This window comes from Devosia sp. XK-2, from assembly GCF_037113415.1.
GTDB lineage: Bacteria > Pseudomonadota > Alphaproteobacteria > Rhizobiales > Devosiaceae > Devosia.
The window spans coordinates 2333514-2358216 of sequence record NZ_CP146608.1; the positions used below are offsets into that span (position 1 = coordinate 2333514).

Genomic DNA, 24703 nt, shown 5'->3' on the forward strand with positions numbered 1-24703 from the left:
TTCATGTCCAAGAGCCTTAATGGACCCCTGCGCATTGGCATTGGCGGACCCGTCGGCTCGGGCAAGACGACCCTGTGCGAAATGCTGCTCAAGGCCATGCGCGAGCGCTATTCCATGGCCGTGGTCACCAATGACATCTATACCCAGGAGGATGCGCTGATCCTCGCTCGCGCTCAGGCGATCTCCGAAGACCGCATTGTGGGTGTCGAAACCGGCGGCTGCCCGCACACCGCCATTCGCGAGGACGCTTCGCTCAACCTGGCGGCCATAGACGATCTCAACCGCAAATTTCCCGATCTCGACATCGTCCTGATCGAAAGCGGCGGCGACAACCTGGCGGCGACCTTCTCGCCCGACCTGGCGGACCTGACCATTTATGTGATCTCGGTCGCCCAGGGCGAGAAAGTGCCGCGCAAGGGCGGACCTGCCATTTCCCGCTCGGACTTGCTGGTCATTACCCACACCGATCTAGCACCCCATGTCGGGGCCAGCCTGGAGGTGATGGAGAGCGACACGCAAAAGGTGCGCGAAGGCCGACCCTATGTCTTCACCGACCTGCTGCGCCGCGAAAGTCTGGACCAGATCATCGGTTTTATCGAGAGGCACGGGGGATTCGTGGCCGAGGCGGCGGAGTAAACTTCGCCGTCAGGCATCCTCAGCCACGCGCAGACTGGTCATTTCCTCCGACAGCGCCCACAGCCGTGCCGATGCCGCGGCATCGAGCGCCTGGGGAGGAATGGATGCTGGTTTGGGATAGCCTCGGGTTTCAGACAGCCCATTGGGGCCGTAGTATCCGCCGCCTTCGGCACCCGGTGCCGTCGCCGCATAAAGCGTCGGCAGGGCGCCCTGTGCCGCCGGCTGGAACAGGAACCACAGATAGGTACGAACCAACCCCTGCAGGCTCATTCGCCCGGGGGCGTTGTGAAGCAAATCCGTGCGGGAAATGCCGGGGTGGGCGGCAATGCTGGTGACTCCCCAATTGCCCGCCAAGCTCCTGCGCTGCAACTCAAACGCAAACATCAGACAGGCCAGTTTGGACTGGCTATAGGCGTCCATCGGCACATATTTGGACATGTATTGCAGGTCGGCAAAATTGATATGACCGTTGCGAACCGCAACACTGGAGAGGGTCACCACGCGCGACTCCCTGCCCTCGCGCAGAAGCGGCATCAACCCCATCGTCAGAGCGAAGTGCCCAAGATAGTTGGTCCCCAACTGCAACTCGAAACCATCTACGGTTTGCTTGCGCTGCGGCGGCACCATCACCCCGGCATTGTTGATCAGAAGGTCGATATGGCTCCGCTGCTGCTTGAGCCGCTCGACAAAATTCGCGACCGATTTGAGGTTCGCTAGGTCGATTTCGCCGAATTGCACTTTTACGCCAGGTACCTCGCTGCGGACTTTCGCCACGGCCTCCGCGCCCTTGCGGGGGTTGCGACCTGCAATGATCACATCCGCTCCGGCCCGCCCCAGGGCCAACGCATCCTCCAGCCCCAGACCACCTGTCCCTGTGACCACTGCCACACGCCCATTCTGCGGAGGAATGTCCGCTGCCGTCCACCTTTTCATCTGTCGCATCCCTATAATTATGCACTGAGTGCAGAATTATATATTGCACTCAGTGCATAATTGCAAGGAGGTGATTTCCGCGGTACGACAGCGCCAGCACACTCGGGAGAAAAATGGGAACTCGGGAAGAAAATCGGCGACAGACCCTCAAGCGCATCACCCAGAGCGCAATGAGCCTGTTTGCCAAGCAGGGTTACGAGGCGACGACACTCGACGCCATTGCGGCGGCCGCCGGCATTTCTCGGCGGACCTTTTTTCACTATTTCAAGTCCAAGGACGATATCCTGCTGTCCCAGCAGGCCGGCCTCGGCGAGCAATTGATAGAGGCCCTCGCAGCGGAGCCTACATGCGGCACGCCGACCGAAACCCTGCAAGCGGCCATGCGGCGGATCGCGGCGTCCTATCCGCTGGAAGAACTGATAACGATAGACAAGCTAATGATGTCGATCGAAGCCGTGCAGGCGCGCAAACAGGCCAACTATATCCGCGACGAACATCTGCTGCTCGAGGCCCTGCGCCAGCGCTGGCCCGAAGAAAGCGACATGTCCCTGCGGCTCGCCGCACAAATGGCCATCGGCCTTACGCGTCTATCCCTCGACGCCTGGCGCAGCGAAGGCGGTACAAAGCCGATCGTCGACTATCTCGACCTTGCCATCGCCGAATTGCGTCAGGAATTTGGAGGCTCCTAGCCTACCTTGGGCCGCACCAATGCCACCACCGACCGCGGCGGCAGGGTCGCCGTTCCCTCGGTGAATTGCACTTCGGCACTATCGTCCGATTGCAGGCCAACCGCCCACTCGCCCTCTGGCAGTCGCGCCACGACCGGCTCTATTCGCCGATTGAACCAGACCAGCACCTCGTCGTCCTTGTGCCGAAGCTGCATGCCCAGCACGGAGGCGCCGCCCGCGTTCCAGTCGCCCTCGGTCATCTCGCGGCCTTCCGGATGGCGCCAGACCACGTCACGCACGCCATTACGCTCCAGACCCGTCAACCAGTGATCGTGGCTGACCGCAGGATGGGCCTTGCGGAACGCGCTCGCGGCGGCCACGAAATCGACCAGCGAACCGTCTGCGGCCTCCCAGTCGACCCAGGTGATCTCATTGTCCTGGGCATAGGCGTTATTGTTGCCCTGCTGGGTGCGATACGTCTCGTCGCCCTGCTGGATCAGCGGAATGCCGCGCGACATGAACAAGGTGGCCAGCAAAGCCCGCACATCGCGTTTGCGCACCGCATTGATAGTTTCGTCGTCGGTTTCCCCTTCAACGCCGCAGTTCCAGGAGGAATTGTGGTTGTGCCCGTCGCGATTGTCCTCGCCATTCGCCTCGTTGTGCTTGTCGTAATAGCTGACGAGATCCCGGAGGGTGAACCCGTCATGCACCGCCAGCATATTGACGCCGGCGCTGGGCTTGCGGCCCTCGATATCGAAGATCTCGGCTGAACCGGAAATCTTGCCGGCCAGGGCGCCGATCTTGCCGTTCTCGCCTTTCCAGAAGGCCCGCACCTCGTCGCGATAGGTGTCGTTATGCTCGGCAAATTCCTTGCCGAATTTGCCCAGACCATAACCGCCCGGACCGGGATCCCAGGGTTCGGCAACCAAAATGCATTTGCTCAGCACCGGATCGGCCTTGATCTTGTTGAGCATTTCTGCCTGGGGATTGAACCCGGGGTCGCGGCCCAACACGGTGGCCAGATCGAAGCGAAAGCCGGAGACGCCCAGCTCTTCCACGTAATAGCGCAAGCTCTCGATCACCAGCCGCTGCACGGCCGGATGATCGCAGCGCAGCGTATTGCCCGTGCCGGTATCGTTGACGAGATGCTTTTTGCCATCCACCTCAACCCAGCGATAATAGGTCTGCGGATCGAGTCCCATCATCGAGAGGATCGGTCCCTGGCTGTCGCCTTCTCCAGTGTGATTATAGACCACGTCCAGGATCACCGAGATGCCGGCCTTGCGATAGGCGTCTGTCATCACCCGCAATTCCTGCGGACCGCGTGGGGCCAGACGCGGATCGACGGCGAAATAGGCGACCGGATTATAGCCCCAGGCATTGGTCAGGCCCAAAGCCGGCAAATGCCCCTCGTCGATCCAGGCCGCCGTCGGCATGAGCTGGACGGTATCGACGCCCAGATGCCTGAAATAGTCGATCACCCGTCGTGTCGTTAGCGCCGCCACAGTGCCGCGCAGCGGACCCTGAACGCCGGGATGGCGCATGGTGAAGCCACGCACATTAAGTTCGTAGTAGAGGCCAGGCGCCTTCTTGCGCGGCTGCGCCGCATCATTCTCGCTGCCATGTACAATGGCTTTGGGCACGAGCTCTGCGGTATCCACCGCATCCTCTCGCGCCAACCGCAGGCGCGGCGAGCGCACGAACACCCGGTCGAGATGCCGCGCATAGGGATCAACGAGTAGTTTGTGCGGATCGAAGAAATAGCCCTGGTCGGGATCATAGGGTCCGTCGGCCCTGAGCCCGTAGCGGGCCCCTGCTCCGATATTGGCGATGAGGCCCGCATGGATACTATTCTCATGCACATCGAGTTCGAACCGCTCGATCTGCCTATCCTGTTCATCGAACAGACAGACCCAGATCGCCGAGGCGCTCTCCGAATAGACGGCAAAATTGACGCCATCCGCCGTGATGGTGGCGCCAAGATGATCCGTGCGCCCGGCATGGGGCACCAATTGCGGTTGAGTGGACAAGGCGACCCTAGGTAATGACGCTGGGCGCGTCTCGCCCGGTTCTGGATTTGATGCCGGCCAAGGCGTCGGCGATCCCGATAAGGGGCTCGAGGGCGAGCTGGGTATCGAGATCATGGCGTCCATCGGCGGCCTCAAACCGTTCAAGGTAGAGCCGCAACGTGGCGCCCACCGTGCCGGTTCCGGAGAGCCTGAGAACAATTCGCGAGCCATCGGTAAAACCGATCCGAATGCCCTGCTTGGCGCTGGTCGAACCATCCACGGGGTCGTGATAGGTGAAGTCATCAGCATAGGCGACTTGCAGGTCGTCGGCGAAGACCTTGCCGACGAGGCTTGGCAATTGCGCCCGCAAGTCCTCGACCAGCTTGTTGGCGATGCCCGCATCGACCTCTTCGTAGTCGTGTCGGGTATAATAGTTGCGGCCATAGGTCCGCCAATGCTCGCGCACAATCTCGTCTACACCCTGCTTGCGCACGGCCAGAATATTGAGCCAGAGCAGCACGGCCCAGAGCCCGTCCTTTTCGCGCACATGGTTCGAACCCGTACCTGCACTTTCCTCGCCGCAAATGGTGACGCGACCCGCATCGAGCAGATTGCCGAAGAACTTCCAGCCGGTCGGCGTCTCATGCATTTCGATACCCAGCTTTTCCGCTACCCGATCGGCCGCCGCGCTGGTTGGCATGGAGCGGGCAATGCCCGCAATGCCGGCCTTGTAGCCCGGCGCCAGATGCGCATTGGCCGCCAGCAGCGCCAGCGAGTCCGAGGGTGTGACGAACCGATTCTTGCCAATAATGAGATTGCGGTCGCCATCGCCATCCGAGGCGGCGCCGAAATCCGGGCCATCAGGCGTCATCAGCAGATCATGCATGTCCTTGCAGTAGACAAGGTTCGGATCGGGATGCCCGTTGTTGAACGAGGGAGACGGCGTGCCATTGACCACAGTGCCCTTGGGCGCCCCCAGCATGCCTTCAAGAATGGCGTGGGCATAAGGCCCGGTGACGGCATGCATGGCATCGAACGTCATGCGGAAACCGCCCAGGAACAGGGCGCGAATGGCATCAAAATCGAACAGCGTCTGCATCAGCGCCGCATAATCGGCCACCGGATCGATGACCTCGACCACCATGCCGCCCACCTGCTGGGTGCCCAGCGTATTGAGATCAATATCGGGCGTGTCGAGCGTCTTATAGCTATTAATGACCTTGGTACGGGCAAAGACCGCATCGGTGATTTTTTCCGGCGCCGGCCCGCCATTACCCACATTGTATTTGATGCCGAAATCGCCTTCCGGCCCGCCGGGATTGTGGCTGGCAGACAACACCAACCCGCCAAAGGCACTGTAATGACGGATGATGTTGCTGGCGGCCGGGGTGGACAAAAGACCGCCCTTGCCCACCAGCACCTTGCCAAAACCATTGGCCGCCGCGATGCGGATGGCCTTTTGGATGGCGACGTCATTGTAAAAGCGCCCGTCGCCCCCGATGACCAGGGTCTTGCCCGCAAAGCCTTCCAGGCTATCGAAGATCGACTGGATGAAGTTCTCGACATAATTGGGCTGGCTGAAAACCGGCACCCGTTTTCTCAGGCCGGACGTGCCGGGCTTCTGGTCGTCATAGGGCGTGGTTTCAATCGTCTTGACTGTCATCTGTCGAATATCCGATCAACGAGGCATAGAGCTGGGCATAGCGGGCGGCGCTGGTTTCCCAACTCACATCCGATTTCATCCCCCGCCTCTGCATCTTCTTCCATGATTTTTCATCGGCATAGAGCGCCAGCAGACGCCGGATCGCATCGGCGAGCGCCGCTTCGCTGGGCGGCGCAAACTGCACGCCAGTCGCCACCTCCGCCTGGATGGCCGCCACATTGGCGTCAATAACCGTATCGTTGAGCCCGCCGACCCGGCTGACCAGCGGCACGCAGCCATAGCGCAAAGCATAGAGCTGGGTCAGGCCACAGGGCTCAAAGCGCGAGGGGACCATCATCACATCGGCCCCGCCCTGCACCAGATGGCTGAGCTTTTCATTATAGCCCGTGACCAGCCCGACCTTGCCCGGATGAGCCATGGAGGCGCTGCGCACAGCATTCTCCAGCTCCGCATCGCCCGATCCGAGCACGGCCAATTGCGCCCCGGAGTCCACGATCAGGCCAATATTGGCAGCCAGCAGATCTATACCTTTCTGCCAGGTCAGTCGGCTGACCACGGCAAAGAGCGGCCCATCCAGCGCGTCGAGCCCGAACGCCTCCTGCACAGCGCGCTTGTTGACCAGGCGCCCCTGCATCGTGCTGGCAGTGTAGTTCTGCACCAGCGCCGGATCGGTCGCCGGATTCCAGGCATCCATATCAATGCCGTTGAGGATGCCATGAACTGTATCGGAGCGATTGTTGAGCAGGCCTTCGAGCCCCATGCCAAAGGCCGGGGTACGGATTTCGGCGGCATAGGTTGGAGACACGGTGGTCACCACATCAGCGCATTCCACACCCGCCTTGAGATAGCCCACACCACCATAATATTCGACGCCGTCGACCGAAAAGGCATGCGCCGGCAAGCGGAGTTGCGGAAAGATTTCCGCGCCGAACGTGCCCTGGAACGCCATGTTGTGGACGGTCATCACCGTCTTGAGGGTCGAGGAGGGCCCATATTTGACATAGGCCGGCACCAGGCCCGCCTGCCAATCATGGGCATGGATCACCTGCGGCCTATAACCGTCCACCAGGCCCAGGCCCAGTTCGGATGCCACCCAGCTCAACGCCGCATAGCGCTTCCAATTGTCCGGCCAATCCCAGCCCTCGGGGCCCATATAGGGATTGCCCGGGCGGTCATAGAGCAAGGGTGCATCGAGCACGACAAGGTCAAGCCCTTCGACCCGGCCCGCAATCAACCGGCCGGTGGTGCCGAACAGATCGTCCAAGACCGCCACCTCGCGACCGCTGCTCATCTTGCCGATAACTGCCGGATAGCCCGGCACCAGAGTGCGCATGGTGACGCCGGACTCGCCCAGCGCCCCCGGCAGGGCACCGGCCACATCGGCCAGTCCCCCCGTCTTGATCAGCGGGTAGATTTCGGAAGTGACCGAGAGAACTTCGATCATCTGTCCGCCAGATATTTGTTGACCATGGATTGGGTGATCAGGGTCACACCCTCGTCGGTGCGGCGGAACCATTTGGCGTCAAATTCGGGGTCTTCGCCGACCACAAGGCCTTCGGGAATGTTGACGCCGCGGTCGATCACCACTTTCTTGAGGCGCGCGTTCCGCCCGATATCGCAATAGGGCAAGACCACCGCTTCATCGAGCATGGAATAGGAATGGACCCGGCTACCGGTCGAGAGCAGCGTCCGCTGCAGATGGCCGCCAGAAATGATGCAGTCGCCCGAGACCAGAGAATTAACCGCCGAACCGCGCCGCCCGTCAAAATCATGCACGAATTTGGCCGGCGGGGTGATCTCGGCATAGGTCCAGATCGGCCAGTCCCGGTCATAAAGATCGAGCTGGGGATTGATATCGGTGAGGTCGATATTGGCCTTCCAATAGGCATCGACCGTCCCCACATCCCGCCAATAGGACACTTTCTCGTTGCTCGAGCGCACGCAGGAGCGGTTGAACCGATGTGCCCAAGCGGTGCCGTTCTTGACGATATAGGGAATGATGTCCTTGCCGAAATCGCGATTGGAGCCCTCGGTCGCCGCATCGCGCTTGAGCTGCTCCATCAGGAACCTGGTCTCGAACACGTAAATGCCCATCGAGGCCAGCGCCATGTCGGGCTTATCCGGAATGCCCGGCGGGTCCTTGGGCTTTTCGACAAAATCGACCACCCGGTCGCGCCCGTCCACATGCATCACACCAAAGCCCGTGGCTTCCATGCGCGGCACTTCCAGACATCCGATGGTGACGTCCGCGCCCGTGTCGACGTGCTGACGGAGCATGATTTCATAGTCCATCTTGTAGATGTGGTCGCCCGCCAGGATCACGATATAGCGCGCGCCGTAATCCTCGATGATGTCCATGTTCTGGTAGACCGCATCGGCCGTGCCGGCATACCACATATCCTCGGCCACGCGCTGGGACGCGGGCAGCACGTCGAAACTCTCGTTACGCTCCTGCCGGAGGAAGTTCCAGCCACGCGACAAGTGGCGGATAAGGCTATGCGCCTGATACTGCGTGGCCACCGAAATGCGGCGAATGCCCGAGTTGATGGCATTGGACAGCGCAAAGTCGATAATGCGTGCCTTGCCGCCGAAATAGACTGCCGGCTTGGCGCGCCGGTCGGTCAACTCCATTAGCCGGGTGCCGCGTCCGCCCGCCAGCACATAGGCCATGGCCTCGCGCGCCAGTGGCGATGGTACTCGATAATCAGCCATTAAATGTCCCTCCGCATATGCCCGGCTTCTGCCGGGTCTTTTGTCACCCGAGCCGCGTCACGCCGGCTCGTATTTCAGAAACAGGGTCGCCAAAGGCGGCAGGAACAGCTCTGCCTCCGCCGGCCAATGCTGCCCCTCGACAGCCTTGGCCACGACGCCCCCCTGATTGCCGGTATTCCCACCCGAATACCAACCGGCATCGGTATTGACCCGTTCCACCCAGCGCCCGGCATGCGGCAGCGGCACCTTGTAGCCGCTGCGTGGCACGGGGGTAAAATTGGAGATGACCAGAACCGGATCGGCGCCGGGCGCCTTGCGGATCCAGGCCAGGACCGAATTGGCCTGATCGTTGCCGATTATCCATTCAAAGCCATCCGGCTCGCAGTCCCGCTCATAGAGAGCCGGCAGGCTGCGATAGGCCGCGTTGAGATCGGCCACCAGCCGGCGCATCCCCTCATGGGGCGGGGAATCGAGCAGCCACCAGTCGAGCGACTTGCTTTCGCTCCACTCCTCGCGCTGCGCGAATTCCTGCCCCATGAACAACAGTTTCTTGCCCGGATGTCCCCACATGAAGGCCAGATAGGCCCTGAGATTGGCAAATTGCTGCCAGTCATCGCCCGGCATTTTCGCGAGCAGCGCCCCCTTGCCATGCACCACTTCATCATGGCTGAGCGGCAAAACGAAATTCTCGGAAAAGGCGTACATGAGCCCGAAAGTCATATCATTGTGGTGGAAACGGCGATGTACCGGCGCCCGGCTCATGAAGCGCAGCGTGTCGTTCATGAAGCCCATATTCCACTTGAAGCCGAACCCGAGCCCGCCGGCATAGGTCGGTGCGCTAACGCCCGGCCAGGCGGTCGATTCCTCGGCGATCATGAAAGCGCCGGGAAACTGCCGATAGACCTCGGCATTCACCCGCTGCAGGAAGGCGACGGCCTCCAGGTTCTGGTTACCGCCATGCTGATTGGGCACCCATTCGCCCGGCTGGCGCGAATAGTCGAGATAGAGCATCGAAGCGACGGCATCGACCCGCAGCCCATCGATATGGAACTGATCGAACCAATAAAGGGCGTTATTGGTTAGGAAGGCCGAAACCTCCTTGCGCCCGAAATTGTAGATCGCCGTGTTCCAGTCCGGATGGAAGCCCTGGCGCGGGTCCTCATGCTCATAAAGCGCCGTGCCGTCGAAATGGCTAAGACCATGCTCATCGGTGGGGAAATGCGCTGGCACCCAATCCAGGATCACGCCAAGCCCGGCCTCATGCGCCGCATTGACCAGCCGCGCAAAGCCGGCCGGGTCGCCGAAGCGCGCGGTCGGCGCGTACAGGCCGGTGGGCTGATACCCCCAGCTTGGATCGAAAGGATGCTCGGAAATCGGCAGGAATTCGAGATGGGTATAGCCCATATCGGCGGCGTAAGGCACGAGCTGTTCGGCGAGCTGATCATAGCTCATGAAGCTGCCATCGGGACGGCGCCGCCATGATCCCAGATGCACCTCGTAGATCGACATCGGCGTGCGCCGCCAATCCCGGCTGGCGCGTTCCTCCATATATTGCTGATCGGTCCAGGCGAAGGGCGTCGGATCGGGCACGACCGAAGCCGTACGCGGCCGCAACTCGGCCTGGCGGGCAAACGGATCGGCCTTTAAAGGCAGCACCTGCCCGTTCGGCCCCACAATCTCGTATTTGTAGATCGTGCCCGTTCCCAGCACCGGGATGAACACTTCCCAGATACCGTTGCGATTGCGCATGGGGTGGCGGCGCCCATCCCATTCGTTCCAGGGGCCAACAACCGAGACGCGCTGCGCATTGGGGGCCCAGACGGCGAAATGGGTGCCGTGAATGCCCTCGAACTCCATTTCATGGGCGCCCAGCTTGTCGAACAGCCGCAAATGGCTGCCTTCGCCGATGTAATAATCGTCCATGGGACCGAGCACCGGCCCGAAGGAATAGGGGTCGAATACCGACCAGGAGCCGCCAGCGTTTTTGGCCTCATAGCGAATGGGCTGGCGCTCTGCGATCTCGACCCTGGCTTCGAAAAACCCGGCGGCATGGCGCGGGATCATGTGTCCCAGCGGCGTTCCATCGAGCGTAAAGGCATTGAGCGTTTCGGCATGCGGCACAAAGGCCCTGAGCACCCAGTGTCCGGCGACCTCATGCAGACCCAGAAAGGCAAAGGCATTGCTGTGGCGACCGGCCACGATGGCCTCTACCTCCCACGCATCTGCCTGCCAGTTTTCCTTGCTCACGCTCAAAACCACACTCCCCCACGCGCCAACCGTCAAAGGCCGGCTGGCCTAACCTCTACGGCCCCGGCCCGGTCATGCCTGCCGGGACCTTCTTTGCGCCATATCGTCCACCTGGCCAGCAAAGCCGCTTGGGCATCTGCCGGTCAACCTCATCCCTGACCACGCTAGGCGGTCGGAACGTCCCATATCTCCTGTGCATATTGCCGGATCGTCCTGTCCGACGAGAAAAAGCCTACGCTGGCCGTGTTGCGGATGGCCATGGCGGCCCACTTCTTCTTGTCGCGCCAGATGGCATCCACCTTGCCCTGCGCGGCGACATAGGCATCGAAGTCCCGCGCCACCATGAACCAGTCATGATCGTAAAGGCCCCCGATCAGATCGCGATAGCGATGCGGATCGTCCGGCGAAAACACGCCAGAGGCAATCGAATCGAGGGCCTCGCGTAGCCGCGGCGAAGCGTCGATGGCCGCGCGCGGTACTTCTGAACGGGCCCGCTTGTCCTCGACCTGCTCGGCCGTCAGACCGAAGATGACGATATTGTCGGCACCCACTTCCTTGTGCATCTCGACATTGGCGCCATCCATAGTGCCAATGGTAATGGCGCCATTGGCCATGAACTTCATATTGCCGGTGCCCGATGCCTCCATGCCGGCCGTCGAAATCTGCTCGGAGAGGTCGGCCGCCGGCACGATCACCTCGGCCAGGCTGACATTGTAATTGGGCAGGAAGACCACCTTGAGCAGGCCCCGCACCGCCGGATCATTGTTGATGACCCGCGCCACATCATTGATCAGCTTGATGATCAGCTTGGCATTCCAGTAGCTCGGCGCGGCCTTGCCGGCGAAAATCTTGACGCGCGGAACCCATTCCTTTTCGGGATGCGCCCGGATCTCGTCATAGAGCGCTACGGCATGAATAATATTGAGCAATTGCCGCTTATATTCATGAATGCGCTTGATCTGCACATCGAACATTGCGTCTGGCGAGACGGTAATGTTCAGTCGGTCCTTGATCAGCTTGGCCAGCTTCTTCTTGTTCTTGAGCTTGACCTCGGTGAACTGCTTCTGGAAGCCGGGATCCTCGGCATGCGGCAAGAGGCCGTGCAGCTTTTCCACATCGTCGAGAAAGTCGGGACCGATGCGTTCCGACACCAGTTTTGTCAGCCCCGGATTGCACTGCATCAGCCATCGGCGCGGGGTGATGCCATTGGTCTTGTTGTTGATGCGCTCGGGATAGAGCTTGTGCAGATCGGCAAACACGGTCTGCTTCATCAATTCGGTATGCAGCGCCGAAACACCATTGATCGAATGGGAACCGACAAAGGCCAATTGGCCCATTCGCACGCGCCGCCCGCCATGTTCATCGATCAGCGACACAGCCGCGATCTGCTGGTCGCTGAACCCCTTCTTGGCCCGGGCCTCGGTCAGAATATCGGCGTTGATCTGATAGACGATCTGCATATGCCGCGGCAGCAGCCGCTCCAGCAGCGCCACCGGCCAGCTTTCCAGCGCCTCGGGCAGCAGCGTATGGTTGGTGTAACCGAACGTGCCCTTGGCAATCTGCCAGGCCTTGGCCCATTTGATCCCGTTCTCATCGACCAGGATGCGCATGAGCTCGGCCACGGAAATGGCAGGATGGGTATCGTTGAGCTGGATGGCCACCTTGTCGGCCAGCGAGCCCAGATCGCCATATTGCTGCAAATGGCGCCGGACGATGTCCTGCAGCGACGCCGAAGAGAAGAAAAATTCCTGCCGCAGCCGCAATTCCTGCCCGGCCGCAGTGGAGTCTGCGGGATAGAGCACCCGCGTGATCGCCTCGGCCCTGGCACTCTCCTCCAGCGCGCCGATATGATCGCCCGAATTGAACTTGTCGAGAAGGATGGGGTCGATCGGCTGCGCGCTCCAAAGCCGAAGCGTGTTCACCCGCGCCCCGCGCCAGCCAACGATCGGGGTGTCATACGCCACCGCCAGCAGATGCTCATTGGGCCGCCATTCCTGCCGCTCGGTCCCGTCGGGATCGGTGACCGGCTCGACATGACCACCAAAGCCGACCTCATAGGCGCTTTCGCGACGCTCGAATTCCCAGGGATTGCCATGGGCAAGCCATTCCTCGGGCAATTCGACCTGCCATCCCTCGCTCATTTCCTGCCGGAAAAGCCCATGCACGTAGCGGATGCCATAGCCATAGGCCGGGATTTTCACCGAGGACATGGATTCGAGAAAGCACGCCGCCAGACGGCCCAAACCGCCATTGCCCAGCGCCGCATCGGGCTCGAGATTGATCAGGTCGCCCAGGTCGACATCGAGGTTTTTCAGCGCCTCGGCAACGGGCTCCATCAGCCCCACATTGCTCATCGCGTCACGCATGAGCCGGCCGATCAGGAATTCCAGGCTGAGATAGTAGACGCGCTTATTGGAGGTTCGCCAGGTCTCGCGCGAGCTCTCCATCCACCGGTCCATGATCCGGTCACGCACGGCCAGGATGGTGGCACGCAGCCAATCATGCGGCCGGGCGACAATGGGGTCCTTGCCGACGGAATAGATCAGCTTTTCAAGGATTTCGGCCTGAAGGGCCTCAACCGTAATTGCGCGGGGTTCGGGCGTGGGCGCATCGTAAACGATCGGCTTTTGCGGCATCTCGCAATCCAGAGTTCATGACGATGTTCCCCTCAGAATAGATGCAGTCTTGCACTAATTTTGTGCAGGGGAAAGCCCCCGCGTTCGCATGCTACGGACTGCCCTGAATTTGCTGCGAGGACTTGTTGGCGGCAGCCTCCGCCTCGTCTTCGGCCACGGACACGCCACCCTCACGCGCTTGATCGCGGGCATTGCTGATCAAAAGCTGGGTCAGGTTACGCCAGTCTTCACCCCCCAGTTGCAGTTCAAACCGCTGCCGGTCGCGGCTGCGCACGCCCTCCACCACCTCATCGGCTTCTTCGTCGGTCGCGCCCAGCATCCGCACGGCTTCGCCGCCAAAGGTGATCGCCGACTCGAAAGTCTCGCGGATCTGATATTCCACGCCGGCCCGCACCAGCGCGATACCATGCGGCCGGTCGAAGGCCCGCGCCATTACCCGCGCCAGTGGGAACTCGTCGCGCAGCAGTTCGGCAATCCGCGTCGTCTGCTCCTTCTGGTCGGTACACACAAGGATCAGGTCCGCGGTGGCGGCACCGGCAGCGCGCAGAATGTCCAGCCGCGTCCCGTCGCCATAATAGACCTTGAAGCCGATCTGCGCGGCGGCCCGGATCATGTCGGTATCATTATCGATGATTGAAACCGTGTGCCGGAGCGCCAGGAGCGGCTGGCTGACGATCTGGCCGAAACGGCCAAAGCCGATGATCAACACCTTGCCGCTCAGCCCATCCGCCTCCTCGACGCCATCCATGGATTGGGCGACCTTGGGCATCAGGTAGCGCATGCCGATAATGGCAAAAGGCGTGATGACCATGGAGATGATGACGGTGGCGGTAAAGATGGCATTGGTGGGCGCGTCGATCAGCCCGCTGCTGGCCGCCGTCGTATAGAGCACGAAGGCAAATTCGCCGCCCTGCCCCATCAACACGGCACGCTCCAGCGCCTCGCCGTGATCTGACCGCATGAGCCGCGCAATGACGTAGATGGCAACGGCCTTGATCAGCATATAGGCCACGACGCTGACCGCGATGATCCCCAGATTCTCGGCCACTACGCCCAGATCGAGCGACATGCCCACCGCCAGGAAGAATAATCCCAGCAACAGCCCCCTGAATGGCTCCACATCCGCCTCGAGCTGGTGCTTGAAAGTGGAGGTGGAGAGCAGCACGCCGGCCAGGAACGCCCCCATCGCCATGGACAGGCCGCTCACCTGGAACAATAGCGCAGCTCCCAGTACCACGAGCAGGGCCGCGGCAGTCATCACCTCGCGCACCTTGGCCTGGGCCAAAAGTGCAAAGAACGGGTTCATGATCCGCTGCCCCAGGAAGATCAGCAGCAAGATGGCGCCTACCGCCACCCCGAAGGAAATCACCCGCGCCAGCATGCTTACATCGTCGGCGGAGGGGGCCAGGAGGGCCACGACGGCCAGCAGCGGCACAATGGCCAGGTCTTCGAGCAACAGCACGGACACCATCTTCTGGCCGCCCGGCGTCGCCAACTCGCCCCGCTCACCCAGGATCTGCATGACAATGGCCGTCGAGGTCAGCACGAAGCCCATGCCGAAAACAAAGGCGACCACCGGCGCAAAGCCCAGCACTATGCCAGCGCCCGTCAACAGGGCGCCGCTGACGGCAACCTGAATGACCCCCAGGCCGAAAATCTGCTTGCGCAGCGACCAGAGCCGGTTCGGCTCCATCTCCAGCCCGATGATGAACAAGAACAGCACCACGCCTAGTTCGGCCGCGTGCAGCACCGAAGCCGGGTCCGAGATCAGCCCGATGCCTGAGGGACCGAGCAGCAGCCCGGCAGCCAGATAGCCTAGAACGGATCCCAGGCCGATGCGCTTGAAGAGTGGAACCGCAACGGTCCCCGCCGCCAGCAAGGCAACGACCGGCACCAGATCCAGTCCGTGCTGCGCGGCCTCGGCTGCATGTGTTACAACGTCACCAGCCATCGCACAGTCTCCGAACCAATCGGCCTAAAGACTGATGGGGCCGCGCCTCCCCGTCAAGCTGTTCGGAACGGTGCGGCCTCAACCGGCAGTCGGTTCCACCCCGGTTGGCCCGGTGCCCTGCGGTGGTTCCTCGCGCCCCTGTTTGCGCGCCTCCCCTTCTTCATCCCGCCGCTTCTCGCGGATGGCCTGGGCAGCATTTGCCAGCAGTTCCTCCCGAGCCGTCATATGCGCCGTTCTGCGCACCGGGCGGCGCGGTGCAACCGGCCTGCTCGGCAGGATATGGGCAATTACCGACTGGGCAATCAACAAGGTGGGAACAGCCACCAAACCGCCCACCGGGCCCCAGGTCCAGATCCAGAACGTGATGGAAAGAAAGATGATGAAGGGATTGATCGTCAGCGTGCGCCCGATGAAATGCGGCGTGAAAATCTGACCTTCGACGAAATTGATGCCCGCATAGCAGGCCACCGGCAGCAGGATCTGGAATAATTCGGTCTGCGTACCCAGTCCCACCGCGAGCAGCACGGTCACCATGATCGCCTGCCCCACATAGGGAATGTAGTTCAGGACGGCGGCCATCGCCCCCCACAGGAGCGGCGAGGGCATGCCAATGGCCCACATGGCCAGGGACACCGCCGTCCCTACGCACAGATTGATCACGGTCACCGACAGCAGGAACCGGCTGACCTTATATTCCACATCGCGAAACACATGCGCCGTGCGCCAGCGCATGCGCCGGGTAACGCACATGGAGAGAACCGAGGTACGGATATGGTCGCGCGTGGCAACGAAGAAGTAGAGGCTGGCCAGGAAAATGGCGATCTGCGCCAGAATGGCTGGGGCCAGCATGGCCACACCGGTGACCGCGCTACCGTCTTCCACCTGCACGGACATGGCACCGCCCGAGCCCAGTGCCGTACCGATTTGCTCCTGAAAATCGCCGATGGACTGGAGCGGTTCTTTCAGGCTCGCCAATTGCGCCTGCAGCTTCTCCCAGATCAATGGCGCCCGGGCCACCCATTCGCTCAGCGGAACCGCAAACAGCATGGCGAAGCCGAAAATGACGGCGAGCAGCAGCAGTACGACCACGGCAGCCGACAGGGCAGGCGGCACGCCCGCGCTTTCGACCCGGTCCGCCACCGGCCCGAACATCAGCCCGACCACGATGGCCAGCGTGACCGGCGCCAGAAACACCTGGCCGACCTGCAACAAGGCGAGCAGCACTGCAAGGCCCACCCCGACCATCGCGAGACGAGCCGCATTGTTCAGCACACGCTCGAACTGGCTTTCGTCTAGCTGGGCGGTGTGACCGGACAAGGGGTGACGCATTTGGATTTCCGTGGTGGGGCTGAGAAAAACGCGCAGGCCACAACTTTCGTTCCGCCTGCTGCCGCTAATCCATCGACCGCGCCAGGGGGCTTGGATAAGGTTCGGCCGCAACACAATTTTGAGTCTCTTGGATTTGCCATGTCCCGCAAGATCATCATCGATACCGACCCCGGCCAGGACGATGCCGTCGCCATTCTGATGGCCCTGGCCTCCCCTGAAGATTTCGAGGTTCTGGGGATCGTTGCGGTGGCCGGCAATGTCGGCCTGCACCACAATGCCAGCAATGCCCGCAAGGTGGTCGAGCTGTCCGGCCGCACCGACGTGCCTGTCTATGCCGGCTGCGCGCGCCCCATGCGCCGGCATCTGGTGACGGCTGAACATGTGCATGGCGATACCGGCCTCAACGGTCCCGACCTGCCCGAACCGACCATTGCCCTGCAGGATCAGCATGGCGTCGACTTCATCATCGAAACCCTGATGAATGCCGAGCCCAAGACCATCACCCTGTGCACGCTCGGCCCCCTGACCAATATCGCCATGGCCCTGGTCAAGCAGCCGGCCATCGCCGAGCGCATCCAGGAAATCGTCATGATGGGCGGGGCCTATTTCGAGGTGGGCAACATCACCCCGGCGGCCGAATTCAATATCTATGTCGATCCCGAAGCGGCCGATGTGGTGATGCGCTGCGGCGCCCCGATCACGATCCTGTCGCTCGATGTGACCCACATGATCCAGTCGACGCCGGCGCGGCTCGACGCGATAAAGGCGCTGGGCAACCGAACAGGGGAAGCCGTGCATGCCATGCTGAGCTTTTCCGAGACCTTCGACCTGGAAAAATACGGTTGGGACGGTGCACCGCTGCACGACCCCACAGTCATCGCCTATCTGCTCCAGCCCGACCTGTTCGAGGGCCGCCACTGCAATGTCACCATCGAGACCGCCAGCGAACTGACCATGGGCATGACCGTGGTGGATTACTGGCACGTCACCGGCCGCAGCTACAACGCCACCTGGTTGCGCACCGGCAATGCCGAAGGATTTTACACTCTTCTCAATGAGCGGCTGGCGCGCCTGCCATAAAAGCTCCGGCAGCGCCCGTTCCTCACTCCATCAGGAAGAAGGGGATCAACCGCCCAGCCGCACCTCCCGGGTGACCTCGATATTGTCCAGAAAGGCCCGGTCGTGGCTGATGACCAGCAGGGCGCCATCATAGGCACGGAGCCCAGCCTCGACGACTTCGATCGCCTCGATGTCGAGATGATTGGTCGGCTCGTCCAGCACCACCAGCATGGGTGGCGTCTTGCCGCCCAGCACGCAGGCCAGCGCTGCCCGCAGCATTTCCCCGCCGCTGAGCGTTCCGACCACCTGCAGCGCCGCATCATTGCGAAATTTGAACGCCGCCAGAATCGAGCGGCAATCATTGATCGAACCGCCCGGGTTGAGGCGACGGAAATTGTCCAGAATGCTTTCATGCCGGTCGAGCAGTGCCACCTGCTGGTCGAGAAGGGCGATTGGACCACCCATCTGCACCTGGCCATTCATCGGCGTCAGCGACCCGGTCAGCAGCTTGAGCAGAGTCGTCTTGCCCGCACCATTCGGCCCTGAAATGGCGACGCGCTCGGGCCCGATAATCTCCAGATGCGCATCCCGGATGATCGGACGCTCGGCGTCATAACCGCCGGTCAGGCCGCTGGCCCGGAGGACCACCTTGCCCGCCGGTAGTCCGCTTGGTGCCAGTTTCACCGCAAAGGGCGTCAGCACCTCGATCTTCGAGCGCGCTTCGGCCGCCTGCAATTGGGCGGCGTCGGCCTGCTTTTCGGCCAGGCGGTCCAATCCGCCCGCTGTCGCCTCGGCGCGCCGCTTCATCCCGCCCAGCATGATTTTGGGCGTGTCGCCCTTGGCCGCCTTCCGTCGCCCGTCGGCATCGCGCCGGTCTTGCTTCTCGCGGGCCTCCTGTGCCGCGCGTGCCGCGTCGCGCACCTGCCGGTCGGCCACGGCAAGATCGCGCTGGGCATTGACCAGCTCCAGCGCCTTGCGTTCCCGGTAATGGGTCCAATTGCCACCATAGCTGCTGGCCCCCAGGCCCGTCAGCTCAACAATGACATCCATGCTGTCGAGCAAATCCCGATCATGACTGATCACAATGGCCGCGCCGCGCCATTGTCTCAGCATCAGCGTCACCGCTGCGCGCCCATCTGTGTCGAGATTATTTGTCGGCTCATCGAGCAGGATCAGGTCGGGCGCGTCAAACACCAGCGCTGCCAAGGCCGCCCGCGTCCGCTGCCCGCCCGAAAGAGTCGATAAGAGCGTTGCCGGACCGATATCGAGCGCCAGCGTCGCCAACGCCTCGTTGAGCCTGTTGTCCAATGTCCAATCGGCATTTGCCAGCTCGTCATTGTCGGCCTCGCCGGCCATGGCGCGCTCGAGCAGGTCCAGACCAGCCCGCGCGCCGAACAGGTCCGCTATGGTCTCGTCCGGCCCCGGCTGCACCGATTGGCGCAGCACACCGATGCGACCAGCGACGGTCACGCTGCCCGAAGATGGCAGCAGCTCACCGGTGATCAGTCGCAAAAGCGTGGTCTTGCCAACGCCATTGCGGCCCACAAGCCCAGTGCGGCCTGTGCCGAAACTCAGATCGAGATTGGAAAAAAGCGTCCGGCCGTCAGGGCCGGCATAAGTTAGATGCGAAAGCGTCACGGAAGGCATGAATCGAAAAATCCTCAGGGGCAAGGCAGGTCGGCATTGCTGTGAGGATGCGATCCATGGGAACCGTCCGGTCGGGTTGCGATAAGAGCAAAATAATGCCGCAGCCGCGCCGGTCAAGTGCAGGCTGGCAAATTGGCGTCAGCAGGCGTAGTGTCCGCGCGCTCGATTGCCGGATATCGCTCCATGGACCTCTTCACGCTCCTCGCCTTCACCCTCGCCTACGCCATTGCGGTCCTGGTGCCGGGGCCCGGCGTGGCGGCTGTTGTCGCGCGCGCCCTGGGCGGCGGCTTCAGAGGCGCTTTCCCCATGGTGTTGGGCATTCTCGCCGGCGATCTGGTCTATTTTTTCTTTGCCGTTTTCGGGCTGGCGGCCATCGCCACCTGGTTCGGACCGATCTTCACGATCATTCGCTGGGCCGGCGCCGCTTACCTGCTCTATATCGCCTATAGATTCTGGACGGCCCGTCCCGGCTCGGAGCAGATGAAGCCCAAGAATGAGGGGCGCTGGAAGACTTTCCTCGCTGGCTTCTCGCTGACCATGGGCAACCCCAAGACCATCGTTTTCTATCTCGCCATCCTGCCAACGGTCGTGCCGCTGGGCGAAATGAACCCGGTCGCCTTTATCGAGCTGACTGCCATTGTGATCGTCGTCTTGCTGCTCATCGGCTGCGGTTATGCCTGGCTGGCATCCGCCGCCCGCGATATGTTCCGCAGCGAAAAGGCTCTCGGCCGCCTCAACAAGACGGCCGGAGCGATGATGGCCGGAGCCGCCGGCCTGGTCGTCATGCAGCACTAGTCGGCATTAACCCGCCGCTAACCTTTAACGCCTGATTAACCATAATCGGCCAAGCTTCCCGCATGGCCTATGGCAGCACCAAGATCACCCGATACAACATGCATCAGCTCTCGGCCTACGAGCGGATGCAGTATCAACGCGAGCGCCGTGCCCAGGCCGCGGAAATCGCCCAGAAACAAGCCAGTACCGCCAATAGCTTCGCCAATATTCAGGCCACCAACGCGGTCGAGATGGGCAATCTCTTCTCCAAGATCGCGATGCAGCGGATTTCCAAGACCGCCTGAGCCAAAATTCTCAGACAAGCCGAGCGTGGCCCTTAACCTGGCGTAAGCTCTCCTTGGCCTAGCCTGCCCTGGGCATCATCCAGAGTAGTGTCATGGCTATTGGCGGCAAGATTACCCGCTTCAACATGTATCAGCTATCGCCTTACGACCGCATCCAGCACCAGCGCAGCCGCCGAGCGGAAGCGGCCGCGATGGGCGCCAAACAGGCTGCATTTGCCGGTAGCTTTGCCAGCATCCAGCGGAACAATGCGACCGAATTGGGCAACCTGATCTCTAAGGTCGCCATGCAGCGGATTTTCAAAAAGGTCTGAGCACCCTCGGATGGTATTGCCGGCTTCCGCACAGGCCGCGCGCCGTCGCAATCGACAGTGTCATTGGCCATTCTCCGCGACGTTGCGTTCAGGCCGGCTGGCGTGTGATGCGCTTGAGCAGCGCCGATAGCTCGGCGGGCGGCTTCTGCTCGATCCGCCGATAGGTTCGGCCATCGGGCGTGCGGGCCACATAGCCCATATCCACCAGGGCTCGTCGCAAGAGCGCGTGATCGCCAAAACTGGCCCAGCCATTGAGCAGTTCGGTGTTGTCGCGGTCGGTATAGTCGCGCCCCGGTTCCATGCGCGCCCAGAGCGCCCAAAGGCAGAGCGGTTGCAGGCTGTTCTTAGATGGCCAGCGCAGCAAAATGCCATCGGCGTCGAAATGGCGGCTGACCCTCTCCACCAGGGTCATATCCACCGGTTCGACGGGCGGGGCATCATCGCTCACCGACTTGAAATGCTGGTAATTGCGAAAACCCGCCGACCGCGCCAGCATGTTGAGCATCTCGACATGACTGGGATTGGCGTCGGCCTTGGCGATCTGCAGGCGCAGCGCTTTGGCAAAAGCGGAGAGATCAGGAATGACCAGGGATTGAATGGATTTTGACATAGCTCTTCCTCGAGCGTGCCCCACGCCGCAAAAAAGCGGTGTCACTGGTCGCCGGCTTGCGACGGGCACGAGAGAAAGTGCGAGTCCAAGAGAATTGTCAGTGCAGGTTTAGCTTCCCTGGTCGGGACGGCGACGCCTCGGTAAACTGCAGACCGTGCGATCTAGATACAGCGCCCTTATCGCCGAGGCAATGCCGACCAGCAGACCTGACGAGGGCTGGAACCTCCATCCCGACCCTTGCACAAGGTTGCGGCTTACCCGGTTTCCCGCCCGCCGACCGCAGGTGGTTGATAAACCATTGCACGACACCCACGAGCCTAAAGAATGGGCTTGCGGACACCACGCCACAAAAATAGGCTCCAATGGCACACGCCATGCAAATTGGTCGTCGGCGCCCCCTCGCGACGCAACAAGGAAACCCCCGTCAATGAACAAGATTCTGGTCACCACGCTGGCGATTTCGGCCACCGCCCTGATGTCTGCCGCCCCTGCCACGGCACAGGGCAAGACTCTCACCATTTCGTGGTGGGGCTTCAACGGTGAAAAGCTCGAATCCATTGTGCTCGCGCCATTCCGCGAACAATGCGGCTGCGAGATTGTTTTTGAAACCGGCAATAACGGAGAGCGCCTCAACAAGCTCCAGATTCGCAACGGCGCCGGCGTCGATGTCGCCTATTTCTCCGACAGCTTCAGCCAGCAGGGCATTGAAGCAGGCCTGTTCCAGAAGATCGATCCGGCCCGAATCCCGAACCTTGACGGCATCTACGATCTGGCCAAGGACCCCCAAGGCGGTTATGGCCCGGCCTACACAATTGGCCGCGTCGGCATCGTCTATGACGAGACCAAGGTAACGCCCCCGATCACCTCCTGGAACGACCTTTGGCGCGAAGACCTGGCCGCATCGCTGTCGCTGCCGGGCATCACCACAACGGCCGGTCCGATGGTGGTCATGAAGGCCGGCGACCATGCGGGCGTCGACGCCTTCGCCGATGAAGATGCGGCTTTCGCCGCCATTGGCGAATTGAAGCCGAACGTGGTCAAGAACTACAATACCGGCTCGGAAATGATCAATCTGTTCTCCACCGGCGAAGTCTCGGTCGCCGTGGCGCAGGACTTCACCCTTGGTCAGATACAGGCAGCCGTTCCCTCCGTCAAATGGGCTGATCTCGCCGAAGGCTCGATCGCCACGCTCAACACGGTCAATATCCCGACCGGCGCCGCCGAGCCGGACCTGGCCTATGAGTTCATCAACTTCATTCTGTCCAAGGACATCCAGCAGCAACTGGCCGAACAGGGTGTCGATGCCCCGGTCAATACGGCAGTGGACCTCACGCCGGAACAGGCTGCGCTCTGGACCTATGGTGCCGATCTGATCGCCGGCCTGCAGCGCATCGACTACGCCAAGATGAATGCCGCCAAGGGTGGCTGGGTCGACCGCTGGAACGAAATCTTCGGTATGTAATATGCTGGGCGCCGGGTCCAACCCCGGCGCCTTGCCTTGACCAGGCGTGTCTCTGCCCCAGGGTCCATGGCGTCCTCGCGATTGATGCCATATCCGCAGCGGTAGGGCAGGCTCGTGCAATGAAAGCCTGACACATGAAACGCTTTGCCGGCTGGCCTCTGGCTGCTCCTGCGACACTATTGGTCGTCGTCTTTCTGGTGCTGCCGGTCCTGGCGACGATCTGGACCACCTTCACCACGCCATCTGGCCCCTTCGCCACCTATCTGTCCTTCTTCGGCAGCAGCTTCCGCCGGACGGTATTACTCCGCACCATTCAGGTGTCGCTGGTCACCACCGCCATCGCGTTGGTCATCGGTTTTCTCACCGCCTATGTGATTTCTCGGGCCCCCGGCTGGCTCAAATCCACCTTGATCATCGCCGCCGTCTTCCCCCTGCTCACCGGTGTCGTGGTGCGTTCCTTTGCCTGGCTGATCATTCTGGGCAAGAACGGTATTCTCAACACGACGCTGCTCAATCTGGGCTTGATCGGCGAGCCGCTCAGCATGCTCTACACCCAGGGTGCGGTCATCGTCGCCATGGTCTATCTCTTCGTGCCGCTGATGATCCTGACGCTGGTCGGCGTTCTCGAATCGATCCCCGACGACCTGATCCAGGCATCCTCGTCGCTGGGCGCCACGCCCAGGGCGACATTCATGCAGGTCACCCTGCCCCTGGCGGTGCCCGGCCTCATCGTCGGTGCGGTGCTGGTCTTTACCGGCAGCTTTACCTCCTATGCCACCCCGCAACTGCTCGGCGGCGAACAGGTCATGATGATGGGCACGCTGATGTACCAGCAGGCCATGGTGACCTTCGACTGGGTCGCCGCTTCCACCATTGCCGCCGTCATGGTCGTGATCACCATTGCCATCGTGGCGCTGATGAATGCCATGGCGCGCCGCCTCAACCCGATGACCGTGTGATGACCCGCAATATCCATCCCCTGCTCATTGCCGGCACGGCGCTGGTCTTCATCTTCCTTGTCGGGCCGCTGATCATCGTGCTCGGCGCCGCGCTCAGTGACACCACCTATCTGACCTTCCCGCCGCAGGGCCTGTCGCTGCGCTGGTTCGAAAACATCTTCCAGATCGAAGCGTTCCGCCACACCATCCTGACCAGCCTGCAGGTCGCGCTGCTTTCCACAATCATGGCGTTGATCATCGGCATACCTGCCGCCTACGCGCTCAACCGCTATCGCGTGCAATTGCCGGGCTGGCTCTCGACGCTCTTCGTGCTGCCGGTGCTCGTGCCCGAATTGGTGCTGGGCTTCTCGCTGCTCAAGAATCTGGCCGTACAGCTCAATGGCCCGATCTATGTCGCCCTGCTATTCGGCCACGCGCTGCTGGTACTGCCCTATGTGATCCGGGTGATCGGCGCCTCGCTGGCGTCGTTTGATTTCTCCGTCGAAGAAGCCGCGATCAGTCTCGGCTCGCCGCCGCTCAAGACCTTTTTCACCATCCTCCTGCCCAATGTGCGTTCCGGCGTCATCGCCGCCTTCATCCTCGCCTTCATCACCTCGATCAATGACGTCTCCATCTCGATCTTCCTGACCGGCCCGGGCCTATCCACCCTGCCGATCCAGTTGCTCGCCCATATGGAACAATTCTTCGACCCCACCGTCGCCTCGGTTTCGGTGCTGCTGATGATCCTTACCGTGGCCGTTATGGCCATTGTCGAGCGTACGCTCGGCCTGACCTTCCTGGCCAAATGATCCC

General features: G+C 61.6%; 20 protein-coding genes. 9 read left to right on the forward strand and 11 right to left on the reverse strand.

Annotated elements, in window-relative coordinates:
- Positions 1-3 precede the first annotated feature (3 nt).
- On the forward strand, positions 4-636 hold the full coding sequence (ureG, locus tag V8Z65_RS11415; RefSeq protein ID WP_338720090.1) for an urease accessory protein UreG: 633 nt from the start codon (positions 4-6) through the stop codon (positions 634-636).
- 9 nt (positions 637-645) lie between these two features.
- On the opposite strand, the gene V8Z65_RS11420 is transcribed toward ureG, so the two are convergent.
- Positions 646-1569, reverse strand: coding sequence for an oxidoreductase (locus V8Z65_RS11420; RefSeq protein WP_338720092.1), 924 nt, complete (start codon positions 1567-1569; stop codon positions 646-648).
- 113 nt (positions 1570-1682) lie between these two features.
- Between V8Z65_RS11420 and V8Z65_RS11425 the strand changes: the two genes are divergently transcribed.
- Positions 1683-2258: a helix-turn-helix domain-containing protein gene (locus V8Z65_RS11425; protein ID WP_338720094.1), complete on the forward strand. Its 576-nt coding sequence runs from the start codon at positions 1683-1685 to the stop codon at positions 2256-2258.
- On the opposite strand, the gene glgX is transcribed toward V8Z65_RS11425, so the two are convergent.
- The 8 genes from glgX to V8Z65_RS11465 all read right to left on the reverse strand — a co-directional run bounded on the left by glgX (position 2255) and on the right by V8Z65_RS11465 (position 16784).
- The gene (glgX, locus tag V8Z65_RS11430) at positions 2255-4267 is read right to left on the reverse strand and encodes a glycogen debranching protein GlgX (protein WP_338720096.1); all 2013 of its coding nucleotides are present in this window, start codon (positions 4265-4267) and stop codon (positions 2255-2257) included. The genes V8Z65_RS11425 and glgX overlap by 4 nt on opposite strands.
- Positions 4268-4274: 7 nt before the next feature.
- The gene (locus tag V8Z65_RS11435; RefSeq protein WP_338720098.1) at positions 4275-5909 is read right to left on the reverse strand and encodes an alpha-D-glucose phosphate-specific phosphoglucomutase; all 1635 of its coding nucleotides are present in this window, start codon (positions 5907-5909) and stop codon (positions 4275-4277) included.
- Positions 5890-7350 (reverse strand): glycogen synthase GlgA, encoded by a 1461-nt coding sequence (glgA, locus tag V8Z65_RS11440; protein WP_338724015.1) that lies wholly within the window; start codon positions 7348-7350, stop codon positions 5890-5892. The genes V8Z65_RS11435 and glgA overlap by 20 nt, the downstream gene beginning before the upstream one ends.
- Positions 7350-8621, reverse strand: a complete 1272-nt coding sequence (gene glgC, locus V8Z65_RS11445) for a glucose-1-phosphate adenylyltransferase (protein WP_338720100.1) — start codon at positions 8619-8621, stop codon at positions 7350-7352. Before glgC ends, glgA begins: the two co-directional genes overlap by 1 nt.
- 57 nt (positions 8622-8678) lie before the next feature.
- Positions 8679-10874 (reverse strand): 1,4-alpha-glucan branching protein GlgB, encoded by a 2196-nt coding sequence (glgB, locus tag V8Z65_RS11450; protein ID WP_338720102.1) that lies wholly within the window; start codon positions 10872-10874, stop codon positions 8679-8681.
- A gap of 158 nt (positions 10875-11032) precedes the next feature.
- Complete coding sequence (locus V8Z65_RS11455) at positions 11033-13504, reverse strand: glycogen/starch/alpha-glucan phosphorylase (protein WP_338720104.1); 2472 nt, start codon at positions 13502-13504, stop codon at positions 11033-11035.
- Between the two features lie 91 nt (positions 13505-13595).
- Positions 13596-15455, reverse strand: a complete 1860-nt coding sequence (locus V8Z65_RS11460; RefSeq protein WP_338720106.1) for a monovalent cation:proton antiporter-2 (CPA2) family protein — start codon at positions 15453-15455, stop codon at positions 13596-13598.
- 78 nt (positions 15456-15533) lie between these two features.
- Positions 15534-16784 carry an AI-2E family transporter gene (locus V8Z65_RS11465; protein ID WP_338720108.1) on the reverse strand — a complete coding sequence of 417 codons (1251 nt, stop codon included), beginning with the start codon at positions 16782-16784 and terminating at the stop codon, positions 15534-15536.
- A gap of 138 nt (positions 16785-16922) precedes the next feature.
- Between V8Z65_RS11465 and V8Z65_RS11470 the strand changes: the two genes are divergently transcribed.
- Positions 16923-17864, forward strand: a complete 942-nt coding sequence (locus tag V8Z65_RS11470) for a nucleoside hydrolase (RefSeq protein WP_338720110.1) — start codon at positions 16923-16925, stop codon at positions 17862-17864.
- A gap of 45 nt (positions 17865-17909) precedes the next feature.
- On the opposite strand, the gene V8Z65_RS11475 is transcribed toward V8Z65_RS11470, so the two are convergent.
- Positions 17910-19490, reverse strand: coding sequence for an ABC-F family ATP-binding cassette domain-containing protein (locus V8Z65_RS11475; RefSeq protein WP_338720112.1), 1581 nt, complete (start codon positions 19488-19490; stop codon positions 17910-17912).
- Between the two features lie 183 nt (positions 19491-19673).
- On the opposite strand from V8Z65_RS11475, the gene V8Z65_RS11480 reads away from it, so the two are divergent.
- The 3 genes from V8Z65_RS11480 to V8Z65_RS11490 all read left to right on the forward strand — a co-directional run bounded on the left by V8Z65_RS11480 (position 19674) and on the right by V8Z65_RS11490 (position 20880).
- Positions 19674-20285: a LysE family translocator gene (locus V8Z65_RS11480; RefSeq protein ID WP_338720114.1), complete on the forward strand. Its 612-nt coding sequence runs from the start codon at positions 19674-19676 to the stop codon at positions 20283-20285.
- A 62-nt stretch (positions 20286-20347) separates the two neighbouring features.
- On the forward strand, positions 20348-20569 hold the full coding sequence (locus V8Z65_RS11485; RefSeq protein ID WP_338720116.1) for a hypothetical protein: 222 nt from the start codon (positions 20348-20350) through the stop codon (positions 20567-20569).
- A gap of 92 nt (positions 20570-20661) precedes the next feature.
- Positions 20662-20880 (forward strand): hypothetical protein, encoded by a 219-nt coding sequence (locus V8Z65_RS11490; protein ID WP_338720118.1) that lies wholly within the window; start codon positions 20662-20664, stop codon positions 20878-20880.
- An 88-nt stretch (positions 20881-20968) separates the two neighbouring features.
- Here V8Z65_RS11490 and V8Z65_RS11495 read toward each other — a convergent pair whose 3' ends face one another.
- A complete protein-coding gene (locus V8Z65_RS11495) occupies positions 20969-21490 on the reverse strand; it encodes a DUF2087 domain-containing protein (RefSeq protein ID WP_338720120.1) in 522 nt (173 codons plus the stop codon).
- A 427-nt stretch (positions 21491-21917) separates the two neighbouring features.
- On the opposite strand from V8Z65_RS11495, the gene V8Z65_RS11500 reads away from it, so the two are divergent.
- From V8Z65_RS11500 to V8Z65_RS11510, 3 genes are all read left to right on the forward strand, one after another.
- Positions 21918-22952, forward strand: a complete 1035-nt coding sequence (locus V8Z65_RS11500; protein ID WP_338720121.1) for a polyamine ABC transporter substrate-binding protein — start codon at positions 21918-21920, stop codon at positions 22950-22952.
- Positions 22953-23086: 134 nt separating this feature from the next.
- Entirely contained in the window at positions 23087-23911 is an 825-nt protein-coding gene (locus V8Z65_RS11505; protein ID WP_338720123.1) for an ABC transporter permease, read from the forward strand.
- On the forward strand, positions 23908-24699 hold the full coding sequence (locus tag V8Z65_RS11510) for an ABC transporter permease (protein WP_338720125.1): 792 nt from the start codon (positions 23908-23910) through the stop codon (positions 24697-24699). The genes V8Z65_RS11505 and V8Z65_RS11510 overlap by 4 nt, the downstream gene beginning before the upstream one ends.
- Positions 24700-24703: the final 4 nt, after the last annotated feature.